Origin of the sequence: Paraburkholderia sp. CI2, assembly GCF_014201055.1 — a bacterium.
GTDB classification, from domain to species: domain Bacteria; phylum Pseudomonadota; class Gammaproteobacteria; order Burkholderiales; family Burkholderiaceae; genus Paraburkholderia; species Paraburkholderia tuberum.
Map to the genome: position 1 here is coordinate 155,278 of NZ_JACHDL010000010.1, position 25,197 is coordinate 180,474.

Annotated in this window: 25 protein-coding genes and 1 pseudogene; 21 read left to right on the forward strand and 5 right to left on the reverse strand. The window is 63.9% G+C overall.

Annotated features, from left to right (window positions below):
* Nucleotides 1-5: 5 nt before the first annotated feature.
* The 4 genes from HDG32_RS16300 to HDG32_RS16315 are packed head-to-tail and all read left to right on the forward strand — an operon-like array spanning nucleotide 6 to nucleotide 4,779.
* Complete coding sequence (locus HDG32_RS16300; RefSeq protein WP_184068856.1) at nucleotides 6-1,271, forward strand: VWA domain-containing protein; 1,266 nt, start codon at nucleotides 6-8, stop codon at nucleotides 1,269-1,271.
* On the forward strand, nucleotides 1,262-1,876 hold the full coding sequence (locus HDG32_RS16305; protein WP_184068859.1) for a CoxG family protein: 615 nt from the start codon (nucleotides 1,262-1,264) through the stop codon (nucleotides 1,874-1,876). Before HDG32_RS16300 ends, HDG32_RS16305 begins: the two co-directional genes overlap by 10 nt.
* Entirely contained in the window at nucleotides 1,849-2,871 is a 1,023-nt protein-coding gene (locus HDG32_RS16310) for an XdhC family protein (protein WP_184002850.1), read from the forward strand. Before HDG32_RS16305 ends, HDG32_RS16310 begins: the two co-directional genes overlap by 28 nt.
* Before the next feature lie 9 nt (nucleotides 2,872-2,880).
* On the forward strand, nucleotides 2,881-4,779 hold the full coding sequence (locus HDG32_RS16315; RefSeq protein WP_184068862.1) for a DUF3857 and transglutaminase domain-containing protein: 1,899 nt from the start codon (nucleotides 2,881-2,883) through the stop codon (nucleotides 4,777-4,779).
* Nucleotides 4,780-4,790: 11 nt separating this feature from the next.
* Here the strand turns inward: HDG32_RS16315 and HDG32_RS16320 are convergent, their stop codons facing one another.
* Together HDG32_RS16320 and HDG32_RS16325 are read right to left on the reverse strand one after the other, a co-directional pair.
* Nucleotides 4,791-5,828: a serine/threonine protein kinase gene (locus HDG32_RS16320; protein WP_184068865.1), complete on the reverse strand. Its 1,038-nt coding sequence runs from the start codon at nucleotides 5,826-5,828 to the stop codon at nucleotides 4,791-4,793.
* A 218-nt stretch (nucleotides 5,829-6,046) separates the two neighbouring features.
* Nucleotides 6,047-6,259: a hypothetical protein gene (locus tag HDG32_RS16325; protein ID WP_018419122.1), complete on the reverse strand. Its 213-nt coding sequence runs from the start codon at nucleotides 6,257-6,259 to the stop codon at nucleotides 6,047-6,049.
* A 338-nt stretch (nucleotides 6,260-6,597) separates the two neighbouring features.
* Here HDG32_RS16325 and HDG32_RS16330 point away from each other — a divergent pair.
* The 3 genes and pseudogenes from HDG32_RS16330 to HDG32_RS16340 all read left to right on the forward strand — a co-directional run.
* Nucleotides 6,598-8,199, forward strand: a pseudogene (locus HDG32_RS16330) (efflux RND transporter permease subunit); the annotation flags it as partial.
* 341 nt (nucleotides 8,200-8,540) lie between these two features.
* A complete protein-coding gene (locus HDG32_RS16335) occupies nucleotides 8,541-9,818 on the forward strand; it encodes an MFS transporter (protein WP_184068869.1) in 1,278 nt (425 codons plus the stop codon).
* 326 nt (nucleotides 9,819-10,144) lie between these two features.
* A complete protein-coding gene (locus HDG32_RS16340; protein ID WP_090805541.1) occupies nucleotides 10,145-10,327 on the forward strand; it encodes a hypothetical protein in 183 nt (60 codons plus the stop codon).
* Between the two features lie 100 nt (nucleotides 10,328-10,427).
* Here the strand turns inward: HDG32_RS16340 and mgrA are convergent, their stop codons facing one another.
* Nucleotides 10,428-11,471 (reverse strand): L-glyceraldehyde 3-phosphate reductase, encoded by a 1,044-nt coding sequence (gene mgrA / locus HDG32_RS16345; protein ID WP_184025953.1) that lies wholly within the window; start codon nucleotides 11,469-11,471, stop codon nucleotides 10,428-10,430.
* 228 nt (nucleotides 11,472-11,699) lie between these two features.
* Between mgrA and HDG32_RS16350 the strand changes: the two genes are divergently transcribed.
* A complete protein-coding gene (locus HDG32_RS16350) occupies nucleotides 11,700-11,906 on the forward strand; it encodes a DUF3185 family protein (protein WP_018419114.1) in 207 nt (68 codons plus the stop codon).
* Between the two features lie 31 nt (nucleotides 11,907-11,937).
* Here HDG32_RS16350 and HDG32_RS16355 read toward each other — a convergent pair whose 3' ends face one another.
* Complete coding sequence (locus HDG32_RS16355; protein WP_184068872.1) at nucleotides 11,938-12,699, reverse strand: phytanoyl-CoA dioxygenase family protein; 762 nt, start codon at nucleotides 12,697-12,699, stop codon at nucleotides 11,938-11,940.
* Nucleotides 12,700-13,270: 571 nt separating this feature from the next.
* On the opposite strand from HDG32_RS16355, the gene HDG32_RS16360 reads away from it, so the two are divergent.
* A complete protein-coding gene (locus tag HDG32_RS16360; RefSeq protein WP_184068875.1) occupies nucleotides 13,271-13,639 on the forward strand; it encodes a hypothetical protein in 369 nt (122 codons plus the stop codon).
* A 233-nt stretch (nucleotides 13,640-13,872) separates the two neighbouring features.
* On the opposite strand, the gene metK is transcribed toward HDG32_RS16360, so the two are convergent.
* Nucleotides 13,873-15,063 (reverse strand): methionine adenosyltransferase, encoded by a 1,191-nt coding sequence (gene metK / locus HDG32_RS16365; RefSeq protein ID WP_184068878.1) that lies wholly within the window; start codon nucleotides 15,061-15,063, stop codon nucleotides 13,873-13,875.
* Between the two features lie 285 nt (nucleotides 15,064-15,348).
* Here metK and HDG32_RS16370 point away from each other — a divergent pair, with 285 nt between their 5' ends.
* The 12 genes from HDG32_RS16370 (at nucleotide 15,349) to HDG32_RS16425 (ending at nucleotide 24,924) form a co-directional block, all read left to right on the forward strand.
* Complete coding sequence (locus HDG32_RS16370) at nucleotides 15,349-16,233, forward strand: lipid A biosynthesis lauroyl acyltransferase (protein WP_184068881.1); 885 nt, start codon at nucleotides 15,349-15,351, stop codon at nucleotides 16,231-16,233.
* Nucleotides 16,234-16,628: 395 nt separating this feature from the next.
* Entirely contained in the window at nucleotides 16,629-17,921 is a 1,293-nt protein-coding gene (locus HDG32_RS16375) for a site-specific integrase (protein ID WP_184068884.1), read from the forward strand.
* 3 nt (nucleotides 17,922-17,924) lie between these two features.
* On the forward strand, nucleotides 17,925-19,007 hold the full coding sequence (locus HDG32_RS36430; protein WP_260336492.1) for a hypothetical protein: 1,083 nt from the start codon (nucleotides 17,925-17,927) through the stop codon (nucleotides 19,005-19,007).
* Nucleotides 19,008-19,120: 113 nt separating this feature from the next.
* On the forward strand, nucleotides 19,121-19,348 hold the full coding sequence (locus tag HDG32_RS16385) for an AlpA family transcriptional regulator (protein WP_184068887.1): 228 nt from the start codon (nucleotides 19,121-19,123) through the stop codon (nucleotides 19,346-19,348).
* A gap of 3 nt (nucleotides 19,349-19,351) precedes the next feature.
* On the forward strand, nucleotides 19,352-20,062 hold the full coding sequence (locus HDG32_RS16390) for a Rha family transcriptional regulator (RefSeq protein WP_184068890.1): 711 nt from the start codon (nucleotides 19,352-19,354) through the stop codon (nucleotides 20,060-20,062).
* Complete coding sequence (locus HDG32_RS16395; RefSeq protein WP_184068893.1) at nucleotides 20,062-20,292, forward strand: helix-turn-helix domain-containing protein; 231 nt, start codon at nucleotides 20,062-20,064, stop codon at nucleotides 20,290-20,292. The genes HDG32_RS16390 and HDG32_RS16395 overlap by 1 nt, the downstream gene beginning before the upstream one ends.
* 140 nt (nucleotides 20,293-20,432) lie before the next feature.
* Nucleotides 20,433-20,699 carry an XRE family transcriptional regulator gene (locus HDG32_RS16400; protein ID WP_184053157.1) on the forward strand — a complete coding sequence of 89 codons (267 nt, stop codon included), beginning with the start codon at nucleotides 20,433-20,435 and terminating at the stop codon, nucleotides 20,697-20,699.
* Nucleotides 20,700-20,927: 228 nt separating this feature from the next.
* Entirely contained in the window at nucleotides 20,928-21,149 is a 222-nt protein-coding gene (locus HDG32_RS16405) for a hypothetical protein (protein ID WP_184068895.1), read from the forward strand.
* A 28-nt stretch (nucleotides 21,150-21,177) separates the two neighbouring features.
* A complete protein-coding gene (locus HDG32_RS16410; protein ID WP_260336493.1) occupies nucleotides 21,178-21,375 on the forward strand; it encodes a hypothetical protein in 198 nt (65 codons plus the stop codon).
* Between the two features lie 43 nt (nucleotides 21,376-21,418).
* Entirely contained in the window at nucleotides 21,419-21,820 is a 402-nt protein-coding gene (locus HDG32_RS16415; RefSeq protein WP_184068901.1) for a hypothetical protein, read from the forward strand.
* On the forward strand, nucleotides 21,813-22,157 hold the full coding sequence (locus HDG32_RS16420) for a hypothetical protein (RefSeq protein ID WP_184068904.1): 345 nt from the start codon (nucleotides 21,813-21,815) through the stop codon (nucleotides 22,155-22,157). Before HDG32_RS16415 ends, HDG32_RS16420 begins: the two co-directional genes overlap by 8 nt.
* Nucleotides 22,150-24,924 carry a DUF927 domain-containing protein gene (locus HDG32_RS16425; RefSeq protein ID WP_184068907.1) on the forward strand — a complete coding sequence of 925 codons (2,775 nt, stop codon included), beginning with the start codon at nucleotides 22,150-22,152 and terminating at the stop codon, nucleotides 24,922-24,924. The genes HDG32_RS16420 and HDG32_RS16425 overlap by 8 nt, the downstream gene beginning before the upstream one ends.
* Nucleotides 24,925-25,197 lie beyond the last annotated feature (273 nt).

Consider the following 25,197-nt stretch of genomic DNA (forward strand, 5'->3'; position numbering starts at 1 on the left):
TTGGCATGACGAACGGAACCGGCTCAGGCAGGCTCGACGACACGAACCAGCACACTGCGCCCACGCTCGCGCGCAACGTCGTCCATTTCGTGCGCGTGCTGCGCGGCGCCGGCTTGCCGATGTCGCCCGCACAAGCAGTCGACGCACTCGACGCGTTGCAGTGGATCGACCTCGGCCGCCGCGACGACGTGCACGCCGCGCTTGCCGCGCTGCTCGTCACCGCGCCCGACGAACGCGAACTCTTCAATGCCGCGTTCGATCTGTTCTGGCGCGACCCCGATTGGGAAGGCAAGCTGCGCGCACTGCTGCTGCCGAAAGTGCGCGACGGGCTGCCACCGCCGAAGCGCAACAACCGTCTCGCCGATGCGCTCGCGGTGCGCATGCCACCCTCGCCGCATCTGAATGCGCCGCAGGAAACCGAGCAGCACGAGTTGCATGCGCAGTTGACGTTCAGCGCCGAAGAGCGGCTGCGTCATCGCGATTTCGACACGCTGAACGCCGACGAATGGCGCACGCTGCGGCATCTGATTCGCGGCCAGCGGCTGCCGCTCGCAACCGAATCGACGCGGCGCCTGAAGGCGGCATCGCACGGCACGCATGCGGACTTGCGCGCGAGCGCGCGGCATGCGGTGCGCGCCGGTGGCGACTGGACCGTGTGGAAGTATCGCGCGAGGGTGGAGCGCAAGCCGCCGCTCGTGCTGCTGCTCGACATTTCCGGCTCGATGAGCAACTACTCGCGCGCGGTGCTCTACTTTTGCCACGCGTTGTTGCAGTCGCGCGAACGTCTGCAGGTGTTTCTGTTCGGCACGCGGCTCACGAACGCGACGCGCGCATTGCGCGAACGCGATCCGGACGTCGCGATCGCGACGCTCAGCGATCAGGTGGTCGACTGGTCGGGCGGCACGCGCATCGGCGCGGCGCTCGCCGAGTTCAACCGACGCTGGGCGCGCCGCGTGCTCACAGGTCGTGCGACGGTGCTGCTCGTCACCGACGGTCTCGATCACGAAGCGATCGACGTGCTCGATACCGAAATGGCGCGCCTCGCACGCTTCGCGCATCGCATCGTGTGGCTCAATCCGCTGCTGCGGTTCAGCGGGTTTACTCCGAAGGCGCGCGGCGTGCAGGCGATCCTGCCGTATGTCGACGCGCATCGTCCGGTTCATAATCTAGACAGTCTCGCAGCGTTCGGCCACGATCTCGCGCAACTGACGCGCGCGCCTCGCCACGCCGTCGCCGCGACGACACTCGCAGGAGCAACGTCATGGAATTGAGCGAAACTCATACGCTGCCGGTCGCGCAGCAGCAAACGTGGGACGCGTTGAACGACACCGAGATTCTGCGCGCTTGCATCCCCGGCTGCGAAAGCATCGAACCGGACGGCGAAAGTGCGTACCTGGTCACGCTGGTCGCGGCGGTCGGCCCGGTCAAGGCGCGCTTCAAGGGGCGCATGCAACTGACCGAGATCGACGCGCCGAACAGCTACACCATTGTGTTCGAAGGCCAGGGCGGCGCCGCGGGTTTTGCCAAGGGCAACACGCAGGTCTCGCTCGAAGCCGACGGCGATGCCGCGACGAAGCTCTCCTACACCGCCAATGCGCAGGTCGGCGGCAAGCTCGCGCAGATCGGCTCGCGGCTCGTCGACGGTGCGGCGCGCAAGATTGCGGGGGAGTTTTTCAAGCGCTTGAGCGCCCAGCTCTCGGGAGACAATAGCGCTCATGAAACAGCGGAAGGCGACGCCCCGGTGCATACCGAAACCGAAGCCGAAGCCGCATCCGCCTCCGGGCAAACGGAATCGAACGAGGCCGCGGACGGCGAGTCCGGCGGCGAAGCAAAGAAAGGGAAGAAATCATGGACAGCGTGGATCTCGAAGTTCTGAAAACCAGCGCCCGCTGGCTCGCGGACGGACATCGCGCGCTCCTCGTGACGGTCGTGAAGACGTGGGGCTCGTCGCCGCGTCCCGAGGGCGCGATGCTCGCGGTGCGCGACGACGGCCTCGTGGTGGGCTCGGTGTCGGGCGGCTGCATCGAAGACGATCTGATCGATCGCGTGCGGCAACGGGGCATCGAGCAGACACATCCGGAGGCGGTGAAGTACGGCATCACGGCCGAGGAAGCGCATCGCTTCGGCCTGCCGTGCGGCGGCACGATCCAGCTCGTGCTCGAACCGTTGACGCGGCAAAGCGGCATCGCCGAGCTGTGTCACGCGGTCGAAAATGGCCGGCTCGTCGCGCGCGAACTCGACATGACGACGGGCGCGGTGCGGCTCGACAACGCGCAGGCGACCGACGGCGTGCATTTCGATGGTGAGCGTCTGTTGACGATCCACGGCCCGCGCTACCGGATGCTAGTGATCGGCGCCGGGCAGTTGTCTCGCTACCTGTGCCATATCGCGGTGGGGCTCGATTATCAGGTGACGGTCTGCGATCCGCGCGAGGAATACACCGAGGAATGGGACGTGCCTGGCACGAAGATCGTGCGCACGATGCCGGACGATACCGTGATCGACATGAAGCTCGACGAGCGCTGCGCGGTGATCGCGCTCACGCACGATCCGAAGCTCGACGATCTCGCGCTGATGGAAGCATTGAAGACGCCGGCGTTTTATGTCGGCGCGCTCGGCTCGCGCAGGAACAATCACGCGCGACGCGAGCGCCTGAAGGAGTTCGATCTGAACGAAGCCGAACTGGCCCGCTTGCATGGACCTGTCGGCATTTATATCGGCAGCAGGACGCCGCCCGAGATCGCAGTGTCGATTCTGGCGGAGGTGACGGCGGCGAAAAATGGCGTGTCGCTGCCGACGCTATTGCAGGTCGAAGGCGCGAAGGCCGCGCGGGAGATCGCGGCGTCGGGTGGCGCCGCTTGCAGCGTGTAGCCCGCCGTCATGCGACTCTGCCTCGTGGTCCTTGCCTCCGCCGGCTGGCTGGCCGGCATTCACGCCGCGAGCGCGAGCGCGCCGCTCAACCTGGACGATCCCTACACCAACGAAGGCGAGACGCAGACCTTCGCCGTCAACGCTGACGGCTCGTATGCGAAGCTCGATTCGATGACGCTGCGCGTGAACAACGAAGCCGGCGTCGAGCGGGTCGCTCAGCAATACGTCTGGTTCAACCGCAACATGGCCGACGTGCAGATCCTCGAGGCCTACACGGTCACCGCCGACGGCAAGCGTCACGATGTTGCGCCCGAGCAGATCCGCGACGTGCAGGAAGTCCGCTCGTTCGACGCGCCGATGTTCCAGGACATCCAGGAAAAGGTGATCGTGTTCCCCGCGGTCGAACCCGGCGCGCGCGTGCATCTGACGTACCGCAAGACGCAGCGTCAACCGATAGTGCCGGGCGAATTCAGCCACTTCACGCCGCCCGATCTCGCGCCGACCCGCAACTTCCGCCTGATCTACGACCTGCCCGCCGACAAGCCGCTGTATGCGGACGCGCGCGGCTTCAGCGCAGTGACACCGGTCACGCGCGACGGCCGCACGCGTTACGAATTCCGCTATGACAAGGCACACTTCGACCGGCTCGAACGCGGCTCGGTCGCGTACGTGTCGTACGGTGATCGGCTGATGGTGTCGACCTTCCCGAGCTATGCCGCGTTCGCCGCCTCCTATCGCAGCTCCGCGGCCGACCCGGGCGCGCACGACGTCGCGATCACCCAGTTCGCTCAGCAGCTGACCGCGCACGATCACACCCCACACGACAAAGCCAAAACGCTGTACGACTGGGTTCGCCGCAATATCCGCTATGTCGCGATCTACGTCGGACGTGGCGCCGTCGTGCCGCACAGCGCAAGCGCGATTCTCGCGAACCGCTATGGCGACTGCAAGGACCACGTCGCGCTCTACGGCGCGCTGCTCGACGCGGTCGGCGTGCGCAACGAGCCGGCGTTGATCAGCAGCGGCACGATCTACACGCTGCCGAGCGTCCCGGGCTACGGCGTCATCAATCATGCGATCACGTGGCTGCCCGATTTGCAGATGTACGCGGATTCGACCGCGTCGAACGTCGAATTCGGTTTTCTGCCTTCGTCCGACATGGACCGTCCTACCGTGCTGATCGGCGACGGCGTACTCGCGCAAACGCCGGCCACCGCGCAGATGTCGCGCAGCACCGATCTCGCGATCAAGATCGAACCGGATGGCTCGGCGAGCTTCACGTATCGGCTGCAGGATGCCGGGCCGTACGCCGAGCAGGCCCGCGCGCGGCTGCGCACGCAAACGCCCGCGCAACGCGAGGAATCGATTCAGACCGAGTTACGCAACGCGAATCTGCGCGGCACCGCGACGCTGACGACGAGCGACCTCAGCGCGGCCGACGGCCCGCTCACGCTGACGATGAAAGGCACGCTCGAGAGTCTCGTGGTGACCGGCATGACGGCCTCGATTCCGGCCTTGACGAGCCTCGGCGGCGGCGTCGAAGCCGACACGCGCTACTGGCTCGGCGAACGCAAGCGCACGCAGCCGTTCGTGTGCCACAACCTCGCGATCCACGAACGCGCGCGCATCGAACTGCCGGCCAATTTTCGCGTGCTCGACATGCCGGAGGCGCAACGCACGCAGGACCGCTTCGTCGATTTCACGTCGCAGTACGCGTTCGACCCGCGCAGCAACGTGGTCACGATGACGCGCGACGGCGCCACCCATTTCGACAGCGACGTCTGCACGCCCGACGATTTCACGCGCATGCGTCCCGCGATCGAAGCGATTGGGCGGGACGTGCGCGCGGAGGTGATCGTCAGATCGACGTTGGTGGAGTCGTCGAATGTGGCGTCGCAGGCGCCCTGACCGTCAACACGTCAAACCGGCCACAACGGCCCTTCCTGCATCGCGCCGATCTGCTCGCGCATCTCGAGGATGCGATCTTCCCAGTAGCGCTGCGTGTTGAACCACGGAAACGCGGCCGGAAACGCCGGATCGTTCCAGCGGCGCGCGAGCCATGCCTGATAGTGAATCAGCCGCAACGTGCGCAGCGCTTCGATCAGATACAACTCACGCGGATCGAATTCGCAGAAATCCTCGTAACCGGCGAGCAGATCGGCCAGCGCGCGCGACGCCTCCGCACGCTCGCCCGGCAACAGTAGCCACAAATCCTGAATCGCGGGCCCCATGCGGCTGTCGTCGAAATCGACGAAATGCGGGCCCGCGTCGGTCCACAGCACGTTGCTCGGATGACAGTCGCCGTGCAGACGCAGCCTGCGAATCTCGCCAGCCCGCTCGAACGCACCCGCGACGCCTTCGAGCGCGAGATTCACGACGGTTTCCCACGCGGTGCGCAGATCGTCGGGCACGAAACGGTGCGCGAGCAGGAAGTCGCGCGGCTCGTAGCCGAAAGTGTCGATGTTTAGCGTGGGACGTTCTACGTAGTCCTGGGTCTGCCCGATCGCATGAATGCGTCCGATGAAACGCCCCAGCCATTCCAGCGTGTCGCGCCGGTCGAGATCCGGCGCGCGACCGCCGCGTCGCTCGAAGACCGAGAAGCGGAATCCGTCGAAGCTGTGCAGCGTGCGGCCATCGAGCACGCGCGCGGGCACGGCTGGGATCTCGCGCGCGACGAGTTCGGCGACGAACGCGTGCTCTTCGAGAATCCCCGCGTCGCTCCAGCGCTCGGGACGATAGAACTTCGCGACCACGGGCGGACCGTCTTCGACGCCGACCTGATACACGCGATTTTCGTAGCTGTTGAGCGGCAGCAGACGGCCGTCGGTACGCACGCCGCTCGTTGCGAGCACGCCGTCGATCGCGTCGAGCACGGTTTCCGGCGTGAGCCGCGCGAATGGCACGGCGCCATCGGCGCCGGCCTCGGGATAGGAATTGTCGGGAATGGTGTCGTTCATGCCCCGCATTGTGCGCCGCGCCGCGGGTAAAGACGAGGGCGACGACTCACAATGCGTGCGTGGCATCGCTAGAAATACGGGCTGATTTGGGACGCGCCGTGAATCGACGCGCGCATCGGCCCACGGCGATGCTGGCGAGCCGATCTCAGCTTACAGCATCACTACAGCCCGCACCTGCGGGTCACACAACGGCAATGAGCAACCGGTAAGCCTCTCGTTCAATGCGTCTGCGCGCCGGCCGGACGTATCAGGTCGCCGGTATCGATCAGATCTTCCAGGAAAAAGGGTTCGGTATTGAGTTGCTGCGAGGCGCCGGGCTCGCCGGCGTACCACGCCACCATCGCCATGTCGCCAAGAATGCGCATGACGATTCCGCGCGCGCCTTGCGGCACGGCGATATGTACCGATCGGACAATGGAACCGACTTCCATGATAATTCCCCGCTTCCCTTAGCCGGCTTTATGATTTCACGCCGGTCGAGGTGATGATAAAAACGCCGCTTCGCATTTGACGTTGCGTGCGCACTTAATCTGTCGCGCGCATGGCGCGTAAGAGGTTCGAGTCATTGTTCCCGCTTTGCGGGGCTTTGGGAAGGCGAACAGAAGGCTTTCACCCGTCGTTTCGCCCTATTCCCATTACGCTGCGCACAGCCGATGATCTCGGCGTCAGACGTCGTAATGCAGACCATCATAAACCCTGCGGGGGGAGACATCAAAAACGTGCACTGCCGGAACGATCTGCCAGATGCGGGCGCCGCGCGGCTTCGCACCTGCCTTCGCGCCGAGGTGTGCGCCTGCGTTTCCGATCCGCGCGGCGCTTGACCATTCTGCGCACGCCCACCGACATCTTTCCGAACATCGATATTCCGGTGCTCTCGGTCATCTGGTCGTATAACGGCCTGCCCGCCGACGAAATGGAGCGGCGCATCGCGCTGAACTACGAGCGCGGCTTGTCGGTGGCGGTCAACGATATCGAACACACGGAATCGACATCGCTGAACGGCATCGCCGTCATCAAGATCTTTTTCCAGCCGGGCGCGAATATCGACGAAGCGCTCGCCCAGGTCACCGCGCTGTCGCAATCACAAGTGCGCTCGCTGCCGCCCGGCATCACGCCGCCGATCATCCCGCGCTACAACGCGTCGACGGTGCCGATCTTGCGGCTCGCGTTGTCGTCCGCGTCGCTGACCGAGCAGGAACTCTACGACTTCGGCAATAACTTCCTGAAGACGCAACTCGCCACCGTGCCGGGCGCATCCGCGCCGCTGCCGTATGGCGGCAAGCAGCGGCAGATCATGGTCGACATCGATTCGCGCGAGCTGCAGGAGCGCAATCTGTCGCCGATCGACGTGGTCAACGCAGTCTCCGCGCAAAATCTGATCCTGCCCTCGGGTACCACGAAGATCGGCTCGACCGAGTACTCGGTGGAAATGAACGGCAGCCCCGATTCCCTCGCGGGCCTGAACAACATTCCGATCCGCACCACGGCAAACGGCACCATCTATATCCGCGACGTCGCGCACGTGCGCGACGGCTACCAGCCACAGACCAACGTCGTGCGCGTGAGCGGCCAGCGCGCCGCACTGCTGACGATCAGCAAAAGCGGCAACACGTCCACGCTCGATATCGTCGACCGCATCAAGACGATGATGCCGACGCTGCGCAATCTGGTGCCGCCGTCGCTGAATATCGATCCCGTCGCCGACCAATCGCTGTTCGTGCGTGCATCCGTGCAGGGCGTATTGCGTGAAGCGCTGATCGCCGCGTGCCTGACGGGCCTGATGATTCTGCTGTTCCTCGGCAACTGGCGCGCGACGCTGATCATCGCAGTATCGATTCCGTTGTCGATGATCACGTCGATCATCGCGTTGTCCGCGCTCGGTCAGACGATCAACATCATGACGCTCGGCGGGCTCGCGCTCGCGGTCGGGATTCTCGTCGACGATGCGACCGTCGCGATCGAAAACATCAGCCATCAGCTCGAACAGGGCAAGAGGCTAGAACAGGCGATTCTCGACGGCGCGCATCAGATCGCGATTCCGACGCTGGTGTCGACGCTGGCGATCTGTATCGTGTTCGTGCCGATGTTTCTGCTCACCGGTGTCGCGCACTATCTGTTCATTCCGCTTGCCGAAGCGGTGGTTTTCGCGATGCTCGCGTCGTACTTCTTCTCGCGTACGCTCGTGCCGACGCTCGCGAAGTATCTGCTGCGCTATCACCACAAGCCCGCGGATTTACATCTCGAAGCGCGAGTCGCGCGATTGGGACTGTTCGTCACGCTGTTTCTCGCGTGCTGTTGCGCGTCGCTGCTGTTGCTGCCGTTCATCGGCCGCGACTTTTTCCCCGCCGTCGATGCCGGCACGATCGCGCTGACCAACGAGCGCAACGCGGTCGCGATCGCGCGCCGCCGGATGGCCGCGAGCGTCGCGCTGGTGAAGGCGCTCGGCGGCGGCTGGGATACCTCGAGACTGCCGGGCGACGACGCGCTCGTGCATCCGTCGACGGCGACTTCGGGGCCGACGCGGGCGCCGGCGCCGGGCAGTGAAGCCGGGGCGCACGGCTAGCGCCGGGAGATAGGCGCGCAACGTGCTGCGGATGGAGCGCTGCGGGTCACCATTGGCACGCCGCGTTGGCCGCGACGCCGGCTTGAAATGCGTTTTCAGCGTATCCTTAACACTTTTGCGCGTTTCCGTGTGACCCAAGGAGTTTTGTTGTGACCCTGCCGCCGCAATCCCAGCGGACCGCATCTGCCGTTCCCTCCCGCGGCGCAGCTTCAGCTGCTCCCGCAAGCACCACCACCGTGTCGGACATCCCGTATCTCGAACGCGGCTCGCGCGCGTACTGGCGTGCCAGCCTCGCGCTGCTGTTCGCCGGCTACGCGACGTTCTCGCTGCTCTACTGCGTGCAGCCGCTGCTGCCGTCGTTCTCCGAAGCGTTCAACGTAACGCCGGCGCAAAGCAGTCTGTCGTTGTCACTATCCACTGCTGCGCTCGCGCTCGCGATTTTCGTCGCCGGTTTCGTCTCCGAGGGTTGGAGCCGGCACAAGCTGATGACGCTGTCGCTGACGGTGTCGTCGGTGCTGACGATTGGCGTATCGGTCGCGCCGCACTGGCACCAGCTGCTCGTGCTGCGTACGCTCGAAGGGCTCGCGCTCGGCGGCGTGCCGGCGGTCGCGATGGCTTATCTCGCCGAGGAAGTGCATCCCGACGGCCTCGGCCTCGCGATGGGCCTGTACGTCGGCGGCACGGCGATCGGCGGCATGGCCGGGCGAGTCATCACCGGCGTGGTCGCGGATCTGTTTTCGTGGCGCGTCGCGATCGGCACGATCGGCGTGCTCGGCCTGCTGTCGATGCTCGCGTTCCGCGCGCTGCTGCCACCGTCGCGCCATTTCGTGCCGCGCCGCGGGCTCGGCTTCGCGCATCACCGCACGCTGCTGTTGCGCCAGTTCACACGACCGGGTCTGCCGCTGCTGTTCCTGCTCGGCTTCGTGCTGATGGGCAGCTTCGTCACGCTGTACAACTACATCGGCTACCGGCTGCTCGCGCCGCCGTATCGGTTGAGTCAGACGGAGATCGGCGCGATTTTCATCGTCTATCTGGTTGGCGTGGTCGCGTCGCCATGGTCCGGGCGCATGGCCGACACGTTCGGCCGTGCACGCGTGCTGATCGGGAGCCTGCTGCTGATGGTGTTCGGCCTCGCGCTGACGATGCTGCATCCGCTCGCGGCGATCGCGACCGGTATCGCCTGCGTGACGTTCGGGTTCTTTGCCGGGCATTCGGTCGCGAGCGGCTGGGTCGGGCGTCTGGCGAAAGACGCGAAAGGCCAGGCCGCTGCGCTGTATCTGCTCGCGTACTACATCGGCTCGAGCCTGGTCGGTTCGTATGGCGGCCATGTGTGGGCCGGTCATGGCTGGAACGGCGTCGTCGGGCTAGTCGGTGCGCTGCTCGTGATCGGCTTGATCGCGGCGAGCCGCCTGCGCGGGCGCGAATAGCCCGGCGCATCGGTCGCGTTGCGCGGTGCGGGCACCGCGAGCCGGCCGCAATCAGCCAACCCGCATGGATCGGCGGCAAAACGAAAGGCTTGCGTAAGCGAACGTTTGATATTTTCCGCCGCGTTTTGTTGCGCCGCGCCAATCGCCGCGGGCCGCGCCGCGCCTGGGTTCAGCAGCTTACGAATAAGCGCCGAGGCGCGAGCTTGCGCCGTCGCGCCGCTCGATCGGTCTCCTATACTCGATTCGTGCAATGGCGCGGCATGATTTCGAAGCCGCGGCCTCTGCCGGAACGACACAGCAACCATCCCGCATGGGAGGAGACGAAGATGACCTACTTTACGATCGGCGATTTCATCCTGGTCATTCCGATGGCATTGGCGGGCGCGCTATTCGTCGGCGCGCTGCCCTGCAAGACCGAGTTGCGACACAACGGGCTGCGTGTGCTGGGCGCACTGATCGGTGTGATGTGCGCGGTGGCGCTGGTCGAGGGTCTGCCGGCGCTCGTGTAGCGGCGCGGCGAAATACCTGCAGAAAAGCCGCACGCTGAGCGTGCGGCTTCGTTTTGCCCTTGCGTCCGCCCGCCTGTTGCGCGGACGGCTCCTCACGCGATCAGATCGCCTGATCCGTCGACGGCTTTTCCCACAGATTGATCCCGCCTTCGGTCGCATAGCGATCGATTTCGGCGAGTTCGTCGGCCGAGAATGCGAGCTTCTTCAGCGCGCCGACGTTCTCGCGCACCTGCTCCGCGCGGCTCGCGCCGATCAGCACCGAGGTCACGCGTGGATCGCGCAACGCCCACGCGAGCGCCATCTGCGCGAGGCTCTGACCACGGCGCTGCGCGATGTCGTTGAGCTTCCGCACGTGCTCGATGTTCCGCGGGCTCAGATGCTCGTCTTTGAGCGAACCGCCGCCCGGCTTGTTGACGCGCGCATCTTCCGGCACGCCGTTCAGGTACTTGCCGGTCAACAATCCCTGCGCGAGCGGCGTGAACGCGATCGTGCCCGCGCCGACTTCATCGAGCGTATCGAGCAGGTCGTGTTCGATCCAGCGGTTCAGCATGTTGTACGACGGCTGATGGATCAACAGCGGCACCTTGTATTCGGCGAGCAGCTTCGCCATTTCGCGCGTCTTCGCCGACGAGTACGACGAGATGCCGATATACAGCGCCTTGCCCTGCTGCACCGCGCTCGCGAGCGCGCCCGCGGTTTCCTCGAGCGGCGTGTGCGCGTCGAAGCGATGCGAATAGAAGATGTCGACGTAATCGAGGCCCATGCGCCTCAGGCTCTGATCGAGACTCGCGAGCACATATTTGCGCGAGCCGCCGCCCTGGCCGTACGGACCGGGCCACATATCCCAACCGGCCTTCGACGAAATCAGCAACTCGTCGCGATACGGTTTGAAATCGTCCTTGAACAGACGGCCGAAATTGGTTTCCGCGCTGCCGTACGGCGGGCCGTAGTTGTTCGCCAGATCGAAGTGCGTGATGCCGAGGTCGAAGGCCGTGCGCAGAATGTCACGCTGCGTCGAGATCGGCGTGGTGTCGCCGAAGTTGTGCCACAGGCCGAGCGACAGCGCCGGCAGTTTGAGACCCGACTTGCCGCAGACGCGGTATTGCATGTCCGAATAGCGTTCTGAAGCTGCTTCGTAAGCCATTGCTAGTGTCCTTGTCGATGAGATCGCCCGAGGATGGCGGGCGTGAGGATTCGCGCGTTGCGGGAGGCGTGCTGCTGGGGAGATTTGTTGTTGTGGTGTCGCCGCGGTGCGGCCAGACCGCTATGTTAGCCAATCGACGCGGCGCTTGCAGCGCAACCAGTATGCGGGATGGACGAGCACGCACGCCTCACCTACACTCTGGCCGGTTCAGGTTGATGGGAGGTGCAGATGACGAAAGCGATTTCGATCGCGCTGATTGTCGGCGGTATCGTGCTGCTGTATTTCGGCGGGCAGGCATTCAATTCGGTGAGCAGCGACGTGTCGCGCTTCTTTACCGGCTCGCCGAGCAACAAGGCGATCGTGCTGATCGTCGCGGGCGTGGTGGCGACGCTCGCCGGGCTGACGGGAATCGCGATGTCGGGGCGCAAGCGCTGAGCGTCGGCGCGAGGCCCGCGAGCAAAATAATCTAGAACGCGATCTCAGGCTTCGCGGCCGAGCGCGTGCCGGGCAGCGGCACATTGCTTGCGCCGTGATAGGTGAACACCAGCGAGAACTTCACCTGGTCGCTCAGATTCTTGCCGGCCGAGTGCAGAGTGTTGCAGTGAAAGAACACCACGTCGCCGGTCTTCAGCTCGGGCGACACCGCCGTGCGGATCGCGGCCTCGTTCTCGGCGAGATCCGCGCGGAAAAACTTCGCTTCGTCGAAGCGGTCCGATGTGAACGCGGCGCCGTGCGATTGCGGCACGAACCACAGCGCGCCGTTATCGACGGTTTCCGGGCCGACCGCGAGCCACACCGACACCAGATCGTCGCGCTCGAACGACCAGTAGCGCACGTCGCGATGCCAGCCGGTCAGACTGCCGTACGCGGGGTGCTTGGTCATCATGCAGTTGTGATGCGCGCGCGACAGACGCGGCTCCTCGCCAAAATACAGCTCCATCCAGCCACGGATTTCGGACGCGGTCGCCCATTGCGCGAACGCGGGGTGACGACCGTACGCGTCGAGCAGGCGCCGCACCGTATGTCCGCCCAGAGCATCCTTCGATGACGGCGCGCCCGGATACTGCAAATCCGCTTCGAATTCGATCGGCGCCGCCGCTTCCTGCAGCTGCCGCTGCGCGATCCGCTTCAGCTCGTCGCAACGCTCGGGCGACACGAGTCCAGGCACGACGACAAAACCCTGCTCCCGCAACGTTTGAATCTGCTCTTTCTTCGAATGGAGTGACATGGCGTTCCGTTACCGTCGACTAACTGATGTTCGATTGTAAAACGGGCGCGATCGGGATGCGTTGGTTCACCGCGAGAGGCTCCTGCGTCCTGCTGATCTTTTGCGCCGGTCGCCTTCGCTTTTCGCGGCGCGCCAATGCACCGGTTTCAGGCGCGCGGCGCGCCCGCACCGCACATTCGCTGGGCAAACGCGCACGCAAATCGCCCGTAAAGGGTGACAGCAGACTGGCATCCGCGACGATTCGATCCGCGGAGAAATCCGGTCTCGCAGGGTAATAACCGACTTTCTGACGTCATGATTCCCATGTAGCCTGCTCGCATGTCGATCGTCGCTTACGCAGTTTTCTGTTGTGCGCAGGCCGTCAGGGCCCGTGCCGTCGGTTTCTCCGCGTTGTACCTTCGCTGCGCTGTGCGCCGTGTTTCGCGTCGCAATCTCCCGCGCCACGACCCGCACCGAATTTCCCGCTTTCAGGCCGTTCATCGCAACCCCGTCATTGGCACATATGGTGCTGTTTGTCCGTGCACATCCGGTGCACGCGCCGACGTGCGGTTCATTGCCTAAATGTGAAGCCATGCATACTCTTTTGAGCACCCGTCTTACCCGCGCCGCGCTGAAAGCGGCGCGTCCCGCGCGCCGCCATATGATGCGGGCGCTGCGCCATCATGCCGCGCGCACCCGCGCGCTCGGCGAGCAGTGGCGCGACGCGAAGGCCATCGACGGCTTTCGCACCTGGTTCCATACGTTCTTCTCGGCGCTACGCCAGCAGAGCGGCACGCGCCGTCTGTCGCTGCGCACGCTGCTGCGCAAACCGACACCGTTGCGCCTCGCGGTCGCGAAACGCGCGCCGGCGATGCCCACGCCTGCGAGCCGCCGACCGCGTCGCCTGTCGGCGAGCAGCGGCGGGTGGTTCGCGTTTGCGTTTGCGTTTGCGAGCCGGTGAGATTGCTGGGCCGGTGAGTTGCAGTTGCGCGTTGAGTGGCTAGACCGCTGATCTGCCGACCGGCTGGCCGTTCACCGCTGGGCTGACTTCGAGCACCGAAAGACTTCGAGCGCGCCGCCTCGACGACGTGCTTCGCGCGGCGGCATCGCTACGCCATCGATAGACAAAGGAAAAAACCCCGCCGGCTCACGCCGGCGGGGTTTGTTTGCTTTCAAGCGGCGATCGGCTCGCCCTTATTCGGCAAGCGCCGCGACCGGCTCAGTGCCTGCCGCTTCGGCGAGTGCGAGCGCCTTGTCGGTGGCTTCCCACGTGAATTCCGGCTCTTCGCGGCCGAAATGACCATACGCCGCGCTCTTCTCGTAGACCGGGCGCAGCAGGTCGAGCATCTGGATGATGCCCTTCGGACGCAGGTCGAAATGCTGACGCACGAGTTCCGTGATCGTCGCATCCGACACGCGGCCGGTGCCGAACGTGTTGACCATCACCGAGGTCGGCTGGGCGACGCCGATCGCGTACGACACCTGGATCAGGCAGCGCGACGCGAGGCCCGCGGCCACGATGTTCTTGGCGACGTAACGGCCGGCGTACGCTGCCGAGCGGTCCACCTTCGACGGATCCTTGCCCGAGAATGCGCCGCCGCCGTGCGGCGCCGCGCCGCCGTACGTATCGACGATGATCTTGCGGCCCGTCAGACCGCAATCGCCCTGCGGACCGCCGATCACGAAACGACCGGTCGGGTTCACGAGGAACTTGATCTCACCCTTGATCAGCTCGGCCGGCAGCGTCGGCTTGATCACTTCCTCGATCACCGCTTCGCGCAGCGTGTCGAGCTCGATGTCCGGCGAATGCTGGGTGGACAGTACGACGGTGTCGATCGCATGCGGCTTGCCGTCAACGTAACGCACAGTGACCTGCGACTTCGCATCCGGACGCAGCCAGGGCAGACGGCCGTCGCGGCGCAGATTCGCCTGACGCTCGACGAGGCGGTGCGACAGGTGGATCGGCAGCGGCATCAGTTCCGGCGTTTCCTCGCACGCGTAACCGAACATCAGGCCCTGGTCGCCCGCGCCTTGATCGAGGTTGTTGTCGTGCGCGCGGTCCACGCCCTGGGCGATGTCCGGCGACTGCTTGTCGTAGGCGACGAGCACCGCGCAGCCGCGGTAGTCGATGCCGTAGTCGGTGTTGTCGTAGCCGATGCGCTTGATCGTGTTGCGCGCGATCTGGATGTAGTCGACGTTCGCGGTGGTGGTGATTTCACCGGCCAGCACGACGAGACCCGTGTTGCACAGCGTTTCGGCCGCGACACGCGAGTACTTGTCTTGAGCGAGGATGGCGTCGAGGATCGCGTCCGAGATCTGGTCCGCGACTTTGTCGGGATGGCCTTCGGAAACGGATTCGGAAGTGAAGAGATAGTCGTTTGCCACGTTGCAGACTCCTGTTAGTGGTTACGGTTGCGTTCCACGTAGCCGACTTCGGGAGTCTGAAGCGGCGACGCTTTAGCGGATTACCTGACCGATGGACGCATAACCCATGAAAACCCATGGACCGCACCCGCCGGCTTCGCCCCGCAAGTTGTCTATTAACTCGGCGAAGCCCTTATTATAGCGACTTCCTTTGAATGTCACAGAGTCGAAACGAGTGCGGTATCACGTCAATTTTTCCGCTTTCCACAATTTCGCCCCCTGCGGCGCCGCGCGCCTGGAGGCTGCATGCTGAGCCGCTACGGCGCGAAGCTCGCGATCGGGCTGCTCAAACTCTTTGCGCTGTTGCCTTACGGATTGGTCGCTCGTCTCGGTGACGGGCTCGGCTGGCTGCTCTACCAGATCCCGAGCCGTCGCAAGCGCATCGTTCATACGAATCTGAAGCTGTGCTTCCCCGACTGGAGCGACGAGCGCCGCGAGGACGTCGCGCAAAAGCACTTCCGTCATGCGATCCGCAGCTATCTCGAGCGCAGCGTGCAGTGGTTCGGCTCGGCGAAGAAGCTCGAAAAGCTGGTCCAGCTCGACAGCGCGATCGACCTGACGGACCCGAACCTGCCGCCCACATTATTTCTCGGCTTTCATTTTGTCGGCATCGAGGCCGGTTCGATCTTTCTGAACTACTCGCTGAAGCGCCAGTGCGGCTCCCTCTATCAGCCAATGTCGAATCAGGAGTTCGAGGAAGCCGCGAAAGCAGCGCGCGCGCGTTTCGGCGCGGACATGGCGAGCCGCGCGGACAGCGCGCGCGTCGTGCTGCGCTGGCTGCGCGAACGCAAACCGGTGATGCTCGGCGCGGACATGGACTACGGCGCGCGCAATTCGACGTTCGTGCCGTTCTTCGGCGTGCCGACCTGCACGCTGACCGCGGTCGGCCGTCTCGCCAAGGTCGGGCACGCGCAGGTCGTACCGTTCATCGGCGAGGTGCTGCCGAACTACAAGGGCTACCGGCTCAAGGTCTTCAAACCTTGGGACGACTATCCGACCGGCGACGATGACGCTGATGCGCGACGCATGAACGAGTTTCTCGAAGAGCAGATTCCGCTGATGCCCGAGCAGTATTACTGGGTGCACAAGCGGTTCAAGACGCGCCCGCCGGGGGTACCGGGGGTGTATTGAAGGTGGGGCTGGGCTCCTTGCCAGCCGTACCGTTTCCGATGTGCCAACGTGTATCATCTGCTATTGGCCGGGCACGGCTCCAATGGTCGATTCGCCCAACGGCCGGTGAGGCCGGGATTTTCGGCTCCGCCCGCACGCGCGAAGCCCTACGCAGCAACGGATACACGGAAAACGTGAAGCTCAAATTCACCAGTGTAAAAAGATGCATATTGCGCGATCACGCGCTATCTTCCGCTCTCGGCAATCCCCCGCAAACCGTTGTCTGGCTTGGCTGTAAACAATCAGACGCGATCTAGCAGTATCATCCGCTGTCAGGCAAGCGCGCCCCAAATGGGTAGCTAGATGGGTAGCCAGAAAGCAGCCCAATCCGATTAAGTTGCACGCGCTTGTCTCCAATGCATCAAGCGAAGAGGCGGGCGATGGCGCGGCGGGAATCCAAGGTACTCACGGACGTACAGATACGGCACTGGATCAAGGCCGGACAACCGATCGCCAAGGCGGACGGTGACGGACTCACGTTCACGCTGTCGGCGGCCGGACTGGCGGCATGGGTGCTGCGCTACCGATACGGCAGCCGCCGAGCGGAAGTCACCATCGGCCGCTATCCCGACATGGGGCTGACGCAAGCCCGCAAAGAAGCCGCTGCGCTACGCGTGCAGATCAACAGCGGCGATAATCCGGCGCTGATCCGGCGGCGCGAAAAGACGGCGGCTGTTGCCGCGCTCACCGTGCGCCAGCTCGTCGACGACTACCGGAACAAGGTGTTGCCCGCGAGGGCGGCAAAGACTCGCGCGACGCACGAATACCACCTCGACAGTTTCATCCTGCCGAAGCTTGGCGCGATGCACGCGCGCGACGTGGAACCCGGCGACATCATCGCGATGATCGAGGACGCAAAGAAGCGGTGGCCCACATCATCACTGATGCTCAATACGGCCACCCGGCTTTTTGCGCACGCAGCGGGCAAGCGAATCGTCGCGGTAAATCCCTGCCGGGGTATTGAGCTGGGCGCCATTCTTGGAGCACGCCCGCCGCGCCGCCAGCGGCTGATGCTCACAGAAAACGAGCTGCGCACACTCCTGCAGACGATAGACGACGTCGGCAGACAAAACGGCCTGATGCTGCGCATCCTGCTCGCGACCGGTGTTCGATCTGGCGAGCTATGCAATGCCGAGTGGGACGAGCTGCGACTGGACGATGCTCTGTGGACGATCCCGGCCGGCCGCATTAAAACGCGCTCCTCCAACAATGCCGCCTTCACTGTGCCGCTCGCCCCGTCTGTCGTTGAATGGTTCAAGGAACTGCGCGGCCTAGCGGCGCGTTCGCGCTTTGTATTTCCGACTAGACAGGCGACGCGGCGCGAGCGCCTGAAAAGCGATGCACCACAGGCCCCAAACACGATGTCGGCGGCCATCGATCGCTATCTCACCACGCATCCGGGCAACGTTCGTGCGCTCACGCCGCACGACCTGCGCAGCACGGCGCGCTCACACCTTCGCGCGATGGGCATCGATCGCGATATCGCCGAACGTGCACTCAATCACAAGTTGCCCGGCATGGAAGGCATTTACGACAAGGGCGACTACCTGAAGGAGCGACGGGCCGCGCTCGAGCTGTGGGCGCGGTTTCTGAGCGTTTGCGAATCAGGCGAACAGTGGAACGTAACGCCGATGCGCAAGACGGGGTAAGAGATGGAGCCGGATGAAGTCACGAGTTCTATTGAAGAGTGGATGGGGGTAGAAGAGCGTCGCGACGAGGCGCGGAGGCGGCGCTATGAGCTTATTCGAAAGCGCTACCTGCCTGATTGGACGCCTGCCCCAATAATTCGGCGGTATCACGGTCGACTAAACTCCCTTCATTGGGCGAGGCTCGATCGCCACTGGGAGAACCTGAACGGTCAGAAGCCCTTATTTGGCGTCAATCCGCGATGGGTCGAAATTGAGATCGCTCGCATGACTCGACTCTGCCAATACAACCCCGAGATGCAGAAGGTCTGGGAGACAATTGCGGCGACGCCAATAGCCAACGAGCGATTCAAAAGATTCATTCTGACCCGCGATGACGCAATCGAGTGGATGCTTCGCGAGGTGGACGGGATCATGAGCAATTTCAGTTCGATGCCCAAGCTCACAGCAGCGGCGCGCGGCAAATCGTTCACCAAGGTCATTTCGGCTGCGGAGAACTTGCTCAAGGCAATAGAGGAATGCGGCGAGGTTCACGCTCTCATGACCACAGCGCTCGCGGACTTCATCGGCCACAGAAACCTCGCCGCGCGGTTCAAATGGGGAGAGAAAATCCTTGCCGGCACCGCATGGTGTCCGCGCTTCGCATTCGATCACGGCAATCGTTACGGCGCTCCGGAATCGATTGAAATTCTCGACAATGAACCTATCCCTGACTGGCACGCGCGGTCTGCCGAGGAGAAGTTTCGGTGGTTGCACGACGAGATTCAGGGGGCCTCGCTCATGGATGTGCTGAATTTTTCGCTCGGTCGCATCTGCGACGCGGGCAATACGCCTCTACCCGTCCCTCAGCCCGGAAGGAGCGACGGCGGGTTTTTGCCGTTCCTCATCCGAGAACTGTCGGCTCGCATGAATGCGATATATGGCAAACCACTAGACAGCACCGTCGCACTCCTCGCCTCTGCGATCGCCGATCTCCCCGAGCCATTGTCTCGCGATGCCGTTCGGCCCTACCTCCGGAAGGGCGGGAAAAAATCCGCTGGTGAATCGCGAAAATCTTCCCGTGGGAAAAAATCGAAGCAAACGCGCTGAAATTCATCCCGTTTCAGAAGGCGAGCCCCGATATCTAATCGCACTGCCCCGTATCAAATACGATCCGGCGCGGTACAGCGGGGTCTATGTGTCGCGCCAATCTGGAGCGATACATGCCCCTCAAGACACAAGCGGACTATCTGTCCACCTTCGCATCACTCCCGGATGAGGCGCGCGTCGACGTACACGTTGTCGCGGCGCTCTATGGAATTGCCACACCGACCGTCTGGCAGCGCGTTCGCGATGGCTCGATCGAGAAGCCGCAGAAAATTGGCGCGTCGTCTCGTTGGGTAGTAGGACGGCTTCGCCGTGCGCTGTCTGCTGAAGCGGTGGAGGGCTGATCGATGGCGACGACCTCCAGAAACGAAAAGGGCCGCGGCTCCGACAAGCACGCGACCCAACCAACGACCACCGCGGGCAATGATACCGCGCTGGCGGAAATCGTTCACTTGCGCGGCGGCGTGCCGGTGACGGATTCACTGACGATCGCGCGCGAGTTCGGCCGCCGTCACGACAACGTGATGCGCACGCTTGATTCGCTGATCGCGGACGGCACGATAGATGGCCTCAATTTTGAGGAGACCTCGTACACCGACGAGTCGAACCGCCAGCAGCGCATGATTGAACTCGACGAGCGCGGCGCACTCATCGCAATGCCGTTTATCGGTGGCCGCAACTCCCGCGCGGGACAGGTACGGCTCGTGGATGCATTCCTGAGCCTTCGCGACAATGGCGCACAGCTCGAGGAGAGCGATGCGCTCAGCACGGTACTGGATCGCTTGCCGCTCTACAAGGCGGCCGACGAAATGATGGCGAAACACGGCCTCTCTTTGCCGCGTGCGTACCGGATGCTGTGCGCGTATGCAGGTGTGGTGAGCTTTGCGCAGATGACGCGCCGCCACGTTGTGGCCGCATTGCGGTTCGCCTGGCGCTATCTGTCCGGCAGCACCACCCCGGCCGACTTCGAACGCATCGAACACAACCGCGTCCAGCTCGGCGGTGAGCCGGCGCAACTGCCGCTGATCGGCAGCGGCTTGCTGGCCGGAGGTGCTTGATGAGCGACCGCAACTCCGCCGCCGGCCAGCGCGATCGTCTGCTCCGCGCCCTCAAGCGCGGCCCGATCGACACGCAGCACGCGAGCCGCCAGCTCGACATCATCCACCCGCCGCGCCGCGTGTTCGAGCTGCGCAAGCTCGGCCACCGCATCACGACCTCGTGGGTGTGGCGCACCACCGAGGCCGGCGAGCGTCACCGCGTGGGCTTGTACGTGTTGGAGGGCCGATAGCATGGCTCATTGCTTGACACCTAGGCGGAATCCGCCTACATTTGTCCGTATGGGCAGCGCATCCGCGCGGCCGCTATCCGAAAGGAACCATACTATGCAACCCTACGTTTGCGCCGCCGTGCGCACTGGATTGACACGCCATGCTCTACGAACCGCCATCCGTGGCGCAACTGAAACAATGGAAGGAGAAGCTCGGCTTTTCCGGCGCGCAGATGGCCAACATTCTCGGCCTGAAGAGCGCACGTCGCTGGCGCGAGTATGCGGAGGAAGCGAAACAACAGGGGATTCCACCAGCGAACCTGTTTATGGCCTGCGCGTTGGTAGCGCTCTCTCCTGCGCAGGTCGATCACGTGCTGACGCTGATGCGCGAAGTGGGCGCAACGATCGACCTGAAAACACCCGAATAACCGCGCCACCTGAGCCCCACCGCGCCCGCGATCGCCGGGCGCAATCTCCCATTCAATCCATCATCACCAACGCCTTGCGCGCCGCCGCGCTCGCGGAGACGTATCAAGACGCGCTCGACATTACCGGCGACGCGCTGCGCTTGCTGGCGGAAATGTCCGCAAATAATCCCGGCGTAATTCGTCGTATCGAAAGCGCTGAGTACTCCTACACGGTAAGCGGAGACGACCATGCGTAAGAACACGACTACGCCCGCAGCCCTCACGAATGAGGAAATCGACCGCATCGGCTACGCACTGGCAAAGCAGGTTCCAGACATGGAACGAGGCTTCACCATTCAGACGAGCTACGGCGAACTGCGGATCGACGCCGAGGATGCCCCGCGCTTTGTCGCGCTCGCCCGCAACCTCCTGCAAAAGCAACTCAAGCGCGCGGAGGTGAGCCATGTCTAACCTCGCACGCACACAGCAAGAAAGCAGCATGACCGAGCTGGACGCCGCCGTTATCCGCGTCGATCAATTGCAGGCGCTCGCCAGTCTGCTGAGCCTCGAAGAAGTAGCAGAACAGTTCGCCGGCCTGTCGAACACTGCGCAGGTGGCGCTGTTCGGTCTGTTCGAGGATGGCCTGGGCGACGTTCGTGCAACGCTGGTTCGCGGGATGGAGGCGGCACATGGCTAAGAACACAAAGCATCCCGTGCGCCAATGTGCGACGGCCGCAACCGTGATCGACTTTTTCAGAGAGCGCACCGATATGTCCGCCCTCGCGGCCGCTGACCTTGAATGGCTCGGCGGTGCAACCGACGCGGCGCAGACAATGGCCGGCGCGTTGAGTGACACGCTCGCAGGCCTTGCAAATCTGATTTGCGACAGCAAGGGGGGCGCCCCCCAACTCGGCGAAGGTGGCATCGAACAGGTCTTGTGGGGTGCGGCTGACAGCCTCACGATCATCGCGGCATTGTCGTTCGTCGCGAGCGAAGCGGACTTCGTGTTGCTTGAGCGTATCTCCTGCGAAGTGACCGCGCTCGGCAAGGAACCGGGTGCGAGGAGCGCGCGTGCAAAGACCGCCGCTTCTTCGCGTAAGCGTGGCAATAAGGACTCCTCACAGGAGGCGGACCATGCCTGAGTCTGCCTACCGCCTGAAGATATCGACCGAATGGCCGTACCGGTTCACGTTCTACGTGGCCGTCGAGCGCGTGGCCCCGCACATGATCGACGTCGACGGCGTGGAGATTGTCGACGCGCTGGCACAGGCCGCAGAACGTCAGCGAGCGCGCCTGCAGGGCTCCGACTACAGCGAGCCGCGCGAGCCATTCACGGTGGCCGCAATCCCGCACTACACCGTAGCGATTGCGTTCGATGCCCGCGCATTCGACTCGTTCCGCATTCGCAACGAAGCGGCATCAATTCTTTTCACACTCAGGCGCGAGATCGAGCGCGCGCAGGAGGTACCGAATGAGTGAAATCATCGTGGACGAACAGCAACGCATCGAGGCGGCGCTCGCCGCCATCCCACCCGACATCGAGCGGGAACAGTGGTGGCGCATCGGCGCTGCCCTGAAACACGAACTCGGTGACGGCGGTTTCGATGCATTCGACCTGTGGAGCAAGGGCGGCGCGAGCTACAGCGTTGCAGACGTACGCGACACGTGGCGCTCGCTGACTTCCGGCGGCGGTATCACCATCGGCACGCTTTACGGGATCGCAAAGCATTACGGCTTCCAGCTGTCAAATCACGCCGCGCCCGCCGTCGATGCTGCGGAGATCGAGAAGCGCCGGGCAGATCGCGCCGCACGCGCCGAAAAGGCGGAGGCCGAGCGCCTGACGCGCGCCCGCGCGGCGGCAACACTCGCGTTCGCGGTGCTGGCGAAATCGTCACCGGCCCGCGACGATCATCCGTACCTGATACGCAAGGGACTAACCGCGCCCGCCACGCTGCGCGAGCTTGACGTAAAGCACCTGACGGCGCTGCTGAACTATCCCCCGAAACAGGGAGACGTTCCGCTCACGGCACGCGTGCTGCTCGTTCGCATTGAAACCGCGGACGGTGTGACGAGCCTGGAGATGATTGACGGGGACGGCCGCAAGACAGCGTTGTCTGGCGGCACAAAGGCCGGCGCGTACTGGCTCGCTTCGCAGCCGGGCGACGCAGTGCACCGGATCGCGATCGCCGAAGGCGTGGCAAGCGCGCTTACGCATCAACAGCTCTACGGGACGGACCTTGCGGTAGCCGCCCTGTCGGCAGGCAATCTCCCGAAGGTAGCCGAGGCGATGCGCGCCGCCCATCCCCAAGCCGTGATCCTGATTCACGGCGAGATCGGCAACGGAGCCGGAAAGGCACTTGAAGCCGCCCAGTCCGTCGGCGGCGCGCTGGTTATCCCTGACTTCGGCGATGACCGTCCGGACGACGCGACCGACATCAATGACCTGTTCGTACTGCGCGGTGCCGAAGTGGCACGCGCGTGCGTTGATAGTGCGCAAGCCGTCGAACTGGCAGGGGAAATGGATCATGGTTCAGCCAGCTTCCCCCGCATCGAGGAGCGTCCGTGCTGGCGCGTTTATGACGCGTGGCAGGAGATTGACGGCAGGCGGATGAAGCCGGGTGTGTACTGGCATGGCGTCAAGCTCGGCAAGGGCGACGCGCCGCCAGAGATGGTCGACAAGTGGATCAGTTCGCCCTTGTGGGTCGCGGCCATCACACGCAATCAGGAAGATGCCGAGTATGGCCGGTTGCTCGAGCTGCTGTCGCCGGCCGGCAGGCGCAAGAAATGGGCGATGCCCATGTCCATGCTCGCTGGCGACGGAAACGAGGTGCGCGCCGTGCTGCTATCCGAAGGGCTGGTGTTTGATCTGAATGACCGGCAGGCCGTGCCGCGCTATATCGCGGGTCAGCATCCAAAGCTGACGATGCGTGCGGCGAGCGTGACAGGCTGGCACGCCGGCGCATTCGTTCTGCCCGAAGTAGTGATCGGCGCAGACGATATCTGGTTCCAGTCAACCGGGCGCACCGCGCCGTATTCGACCGCCGGCAGGTTCGAGCAATGGCGCGAGCTCGCAGCGCTCGCCGTCGATAACCCGCTGCTGGTGTTCGCCATGTGCGCCGGATTCGCTGGACCCTTACTTGGTCCGTTGAACATTGACGGAGGCGGTGCGCATCTGTACGGCGACTCGTCACACGGCAAGACGACAGCGGCGCGGGCCGCAATCAGCATTTGGGGCAGTCCGCGCTTTGAGAGGAAATGGCGGGCTACTTCAAATGGTCTGGAGGGGACCGCTGCGCTCCACTCAGACACACTGCTGATGCTGGACGAGATCGGCGAGATCAAGCCGCACGACCTGTACGAGACAGCCTATGCGCTTGCCAACGGCATGGGAAAAACACGCGCGAACCGGCACGGTGAGGCCCGGCAGGCGACGCGCTGGCGCGTTTTCGTGCTCTCTACGGGCGAACCGACCGTTGCGGCACGCATGGCGGCCGGCGGCATCGAGGCGAAGGCGGGCCAGGCCGTGCGCCTGCTGGACGTGCCAGTCACCGGCACATACGGCGTGTTCGAAACACTGCACGGACGCGCATCGGGTAGCGCGCTGTCGGACGAAATGCGCGCAATGGCGGCGACGCACTACGGCCACGCCGGGCCGCGCTTCATTGAGGCGCTGGTGCGCGAGCTGCGCGCTGATTTTCGGCTCGCCGATGCGTTGCATGGTCTTCTGGAGAGATTCGACGCGGCGGAGGGACAGGAGCGGCGGGCGGCGCGTCTGTTCGCGGTGTGTGCGCTGGCCGGGGAAATGGCGATCGCATGGGACATCGTGCCGTGGCAATCGGATGAACCGACCCGCGCCGCCCTTCATGCGTTCAACCTCTGGCGCGGAGAACGTCCCCCCGGTGGTCAAAGCGCGGAGCACGCCGCCATCCTGCGCGCGGTGGCCGACTTCATTGACCGCTACGGCGACAGCCGGTTTTCGAACATCGAGGGAAGTGCCGACCTGATCCGCGATCGCGCTGGGTACTGGAAACAGGACGGCGAGCGGCGACTGTACCTGTTCACGTCTGGAGGCTTGCGCGAAGCGACAAAGGGCAACGACTTCAATCGGGCCTTGCGCGCGCTCGACGAAGCGGGCGCCATTGCTGATAGAGGCAAAGTGGAGATTGCGAAAGTGACGCACACGCCGGAAAGGAAGAAACGCCTCTATCACATCGACCCCAGCGCGATCGAGGGAGGCGGGGAATGAAATTCACAGCGGACATTGCATTTTGTGCCGTAACTCCCGTAACCAACGTAACGAGCCCACCAGCAAAGGCTTTCAGCGGTTACGCCGGGTTCAGTGATGACGTAACTGACGTAACCCAATGTCATCAACCACCCCATCCGTTACGTGGGTTACGCCCAGTCCAAAGCCGGCGTAACCGCGCAAACCCTTACCGCATAGGGCTGTTACGCCAGTTACGTGAGTTACGCCTCAAGAAAGAGTGGGTGGGGCGAATCCGTCAACTCGCGGAACCGG

Coding starts and splice junctions, on each gene's coding strand:
- HDG32_RS16300 (WP_184068856.1), top strand. CDS start 6: ATGACGAACGGAACCGGCTCAGGCAGGCTCGACGACACGAACCAGCAC.
- HDG32_RS16305 (WP_184068859.1), top strand. CDS start 1,262: ATGGAATTGAGCGAAACTCATACGCTGCCGGTCGCGCAGCAGCAAACG.
- HDG32_RS16310 (WP_184002850.1), top strand. CDS start 1,849: ATGGACAGCGTGGATCTCGAAGTTCTGAAAACCAGCGCCCGCTGGCTC.
- HDG32_RS16315 (WP_184068862.1), top strand. CDS start 2,881: ATGCGACTCTGCCTCGTGGTCCTTGCCTCCGCCGGCTGGCTGGCCGGC.
- HDG32_RS16320 (WP_184068865.1), bottom strand. CDS start 5,828: ATGAACGACACCATTCCCGACAATTCCTATCCCGAGGCCGGCGCCGAT.
- HDG32_RS16325 (WP_018419122.1), bottom strand. CDS start 6,259: ATGGAAGTCGGTTCCATTGTCCGATCGGTACATATCGCCGTGCCGCAA.
- HDG32_RS16340 (WP_090805541.1), top strand. CDS start 10,145: ATGACCTACTTTACGATCGGCGATTTCATCCTGGTCATTCCGATGGCA.
- mgrA (WP_184025953.1), bottom strand. CDS start 11,471: ATGGCTTACGAAGCAGCTTCAGAACGCTATTCGGACATGCAATACCGC.
- HDG32_RS16350 (WP_018419114.1), top strand. CDS start 11,700: ATGACGAAAGCGATTTCGATCGCGCTGATTGTCGGCGGTATCGTGCTG.
- HDG32_RS16355 (WP_184068872.1), bottom strand. CDS start 12,699: ATGTCACTCCATTCGAAGAAAGAGCAGATTCAAACGTTGCGGGAGCAG.
- HDG32_RS16360 (WP_184068875.1), top strand. CDS start 13,271: ATGCATACTCTTTTGAGCACCCGTCTTACCCGCGCCGCGCTGAAAGCG.
- HDG32_RS16370 (WP_184068881.1), top strand. CDS start 15,349: ATGCTGAGCCGCTACGGCGCGAAGCTCGCGATCGGGCTGCTCAAACTC.
- HDG32_RS16375 (WP_184068884.1), top strand. CDS start 16,629: ATGCATCAAGCGAAGAGGCGGGCGATGGCGCGGCGGGAATCCAAGGTA.
- HDG32_RS36430 (WP_260336492.1), top strand. CDS start 17,925: ATGGAGCCGGATGAAGTCACGAGTTCTATTGAAGAGTGGATGGGGGTA.
- HDG32_RS16385 (WP_184068887.1), top strand. CDS start 19,121: ATGCCCCTCAAGACACAAGCGGACTATCTGTCCACCTTCGCATCACTC.
- HDG32_RS16390 (WP_184068890.1), top strand. CDS start 19,352: ATGGCGACGACCTCCAGAAACGAAAAGGGCCGCGGCTCCGACAAGCAC.
- HDG32_RS16395 (WP_184068893.1), top strand. CDS start 20,062: ATGAGCGACCGCAACTCCGCCGCCGGCCAGCGCGATCGTCTGCTCCGC.
- HDG32_RS16400 (WP_184053157.1), top strand. CDS start 20,433: ATGCTCTACGAACCGCCATCCGTGGCGCAACTGAAACAATGGAAGGAG.
- HDG32_RS16405 (WP_184068895.1), top strand. CDS start 20,928: ATGCGTAAGAACACGACTACGCCCGCAGCCCTCACGAATGAGGAAATC.
- HDG32_RS16410 (WP_260336493.1), top strand. CDS start 21,178: ATGACCGAGCTGGACGCCGCCGTTATCCGCGTCGATCAATTGCAGGCG.
- HDG32_RS16420 (WP_184068904.1), top strand. CDS start 21,813: ATGCCTGAGTCTGCCTACCGCCTGAAGATATCGACCGAATGGCCGTAC.
- HDG32_RS16425 (WP_184068907.1), top strand. CDS start 22,150: ATGAGTGAAATCATCGTGGACGAACAGCAACGCATCGAGGCGGCGCTC.